Source organism: Pseudomonadota bacterium (assembly GCA_030860485.1).
In the GTDB taxonomy this organism is placed as follows: domain Bacteria; phylum Pseudomonadota; class Gammaproteobacteria; order JACCXJ01; family JACCXJ01; genus JACCXJ01.
Window position 1 is genome coordinate 1 of the sequence record JALZID010000128.1, and the last position, 2,886, is coordinate 2,886.

General features: G+C 57.6%; 4 protein-coding genes. 2 read left to right on the top strand and 2 right to left on the bottom strand.

The features are described from left to right. Window positions 1-979: 979 nt before the first annotated feature. Complete coding sequence (locus tag M3461_07170) at window positions 980-1,186, bottom strand: hypothetical protein (protein ID MDQ3774146.1); 207 nt, start codon at window positions 1,184-1,186, stop codon at window positions 980-982. On the opposite strand from M3461_07170, the gene M3461_07175 reads away from it, so the two are divergent. Further along, window positions 1,170-1,442, top strand: a complete 273-nt coding sequence (locus M3461_07175) for a DUF4160 domain-containing protein (GenBank protein ID MDQ3774147.1) — start codon at window positions 1,170-1,172, stop codon at window positions 1,440-1,442. The two genes, M3461_07170 and M3461_07175, sit on opposite strands and share 17 nt — an antisense overlap. Then, complete coding sequence (locus M3461_07180) at window positions 1,439-1,693, top strand: DUF2442 domain-containing protein (protein MDQ3774148.1); 255 nt, start codon at window positions 1,439-1,441, stop codon at window positions 1,691-1,693. Before M3461_07175 ends, M3461_07180 begins: the two co-directional genes overlap by 4 nt. Before the next feature lie 143 nt (window positions 1,694-1,836). Here the strand turns inward: M3461_07180 and M3461_07185 are convergent, their stop codons facing one another. After that, complete coding sequence (locus M3461_07185) at window positions 1,837-2,706, bottom strand: toll/interleukin-1 receptor domain-containing protein (protein ID MDQ3774149.1); 870 nt, start codon at window positions 2,704-2,706, stop codon at window positions 1,837-1,839. Window positions 2,707-2,886 lie beyond the last annotated feature (180 nt).

Here is a 2,886-nt window from a genome sequence, read left to right on the forward strand (position 1 = left end):
AGAAGGGCTTGAAGACGGTTCATTGCTGTCATCGGATGGGGCCTGGAACGAGAACCTGGGATCGGAAAAGCCGCGGAGAAGGCGCTACAGGGAAAGGGTGTCCGTCACGGCCGCTTGGCCGGCCGGCTGGGGGCGTTGCATCCATTCGCCGTCGGTGACATCAAGTGCCAAGGTCGCGCCCGAACGCACAGGGAGTCGAACAGCTCCCGCCACCGTTACCCGGGGAGGTGGTGTTCGAGATCGGCGACCGGCCCGAGCGTCCGCGGCCGGCGCGCCGTGGGCCGCGCCGGGCGACATGCTGAGGGATTGAAGGTAAAGACAGCCGGGGTAGGCGGGCCATGTGCAAGTCCCTTTGCTCGTTGTATGAAACCGCGCTTAGACTACCACATATAAGCTGTTTTAACTCTGACCCCGAACTCGACCCCGCGAACTCGACCCCGGGGAGGGGGACCCGCGGTCGGCGTCCGCCTTGATACGCGCGGGGAGGAGAGACGCGGAGCGCGCGACACGGCGTCCCCCGGGCCTGGAACGGGCCGTGACCTGGGACTGCGGATCGGCCAGGGGACGGCGAAGAGGGGGGCGAATTTCAAACGTGCGGTGGGCACGCACCCGTTGGGGGTAGGACGCAAAACGTCCACCCCACCCGCACCCCACGGACGCGCAGAAGGCCGCCATACCGCAGCAGGGCCTCGAGTCTCTGCCGCTCATCAAGATCAAACTCGCCCTTGACGAGCGCCCCCGCGCGGACCGCCAAATCACCGGCCCGTCCGACGCAACAATACTCGTTGCAAAGCTGCGTTGAATTTCCTATACTTTTTCTTACTTCAGCCGAGGGGGATAGTAGATTTCGCGGCGTTCCACCCATCTTTTCTACATAGGCTAAAATGAGAATCAGCAATACTGCGCGAGGAAGCCAATCGTGTCCACCCGAATCGTTTCTGTACAAGAAGCCGAAAAGCGTCTGGCCGAGCTCATTGGCTTAGCCCAGCAGGGAGATGAAATCGTCATCGCTAGAGATGACAAGGCTAGAGTCAAGCTTGTCCCTATCCCCCAAAAAGCCAATAAACGCATCTTTGGCCAGCACCGTGGTAAAATCCGTATGCGTGAAGACTTTGATGCCCCCTTGCGAGAGGATTTTTGGCTGGCAGCAGATAGAAGGCGACGACAGCATGCCAACGATTTCCATGTTTTATGGGATTCTCATTCGGATGTTCTTTCGAGATACCGAGAAACATCACATGCCACACATACATGCCGATTACCAAGGAAAAGTAGCCGTGTACTCAATTCTTGACGGAACGCTTCTGGCAGGTGGGCTGCCGCCGAACAAGCACAAACTGGTCGTCGCATGGATCGAGATTCATCAAGAAGACTTGCTTGCTGACTGGAACTTGGCTGTAAACGGCAAGAAACTGTTTCCAATAAAAGGACTTGACCAATGAGAATTGCGGAACTCCGTCCACAACCCAATTGGGTCTTGTCCATCGTTGCAGACGACGGTCGCGTTGGCAGTCTTGATGTCAGTCCCTATCTGGGATATGAGGCGTTTGAAGACCTTCGAGACCAGAGCGAATTTATGAAGGTTGTCAACGGCCGATACTTTGTTGAATGGGATTGTGGTGCTGATTTGTCAGCGGACACCATTGAGGCACGATGGCAGGTTGTTGGCAAAGCAGCCCCGCAACCGCGTTGAGCTCACTGAGCTCTGCGTCCCCCACAGCTCCCCGGAACCGGCCAAGGCCAACCCAAACGACCTCCTCCCGCCCCCGCGCGGACCGCCAAATCACCGGCCGGCCCGTCCGACGCAACAATCCGGCGGCATCGGGACGGCGCCGGTCACTCCGACTCCGGCAGCAGAAAATCTGGCCACAGGGACTTACCCAGGTTCTTGATCGTCCCGGCGATGTTCCCGCTGAAGTCCTCCACAAACTTCGCTGCTTCCAGCAGCCCCTCCGTGGAGACAGAATACCACGCGCGGTTTGGCTTCGCGCTCGTCGCCGCCTTCACCGCGAGTTCCACATTCCCCGCCGCTTCCTCCTGCTTCTCCGCGGGGAGTGCCTTGAGGAGCTGCTGCACCTGCTTCTCCAGTTCCTCCAGCAAATCCTTCCGTTCTCCCGGCGCCTGCTGCTGGATCATATTCGTGCAGTTCGTCAATGTCTGGCCGACTTGGGCGTTAGTGACATTGCCGCCGATGTGGATGCTGTGGTCGTGTGTCATGGGTTTGTCTCTTCCAATGTAATCGCCTTGCACAATGATGGTGATGCCGTCTTTTTCCTGCGTCCTTGTCACGCGTGGCTCGAAGGCGAGCTCGCCATGTTTCTGGGCCTTCTTCACCGCCTGGCGGTTCAGGATCAGTTGCTCCAGTTCCTTCTGCGCCACGTTGAACCCCGCCTTCCGGCTCGCGTGCTCGCACACAGCTTTTCCGCCGGGCTTCAGGACTTGATACTCTGCCAGATCCAGCCCTAAGAGACTGATATTATTCACTAAAATAAGCACGAAAAAGAAATCCTTCCTCTGCTCCTGGAGCTTCTTCCGCGCGGCTTTGATCTCCACCTTTTCTATGAAGTCGGAGTTGATGAAGGCATTCGTCAGCAGTCCCACGAAGACATCCATCCTCGCGAGATTCTCTTCGATCTCCTCCCGCCAGCGCATTCCCGGCTCGATCAGCCCATCGTGCCACTGCGTGATGAGCTTCTTCTTCGTCATCACCGTCAGGTTCTGTTGGAAGATCGCCTTCGTCTTCTTGTCCTCGTGTGAATCTTATCAATCCCCTCATAATTTCCCCGCTATATGATGCCGAAGACCTCGCGGTAGAGGGGTTGTGCTTGCAGTAGCTCGTAGAATTTGTCCATCAGGGGTTTTGCCCAATCTTTTCGCATGCCAGCC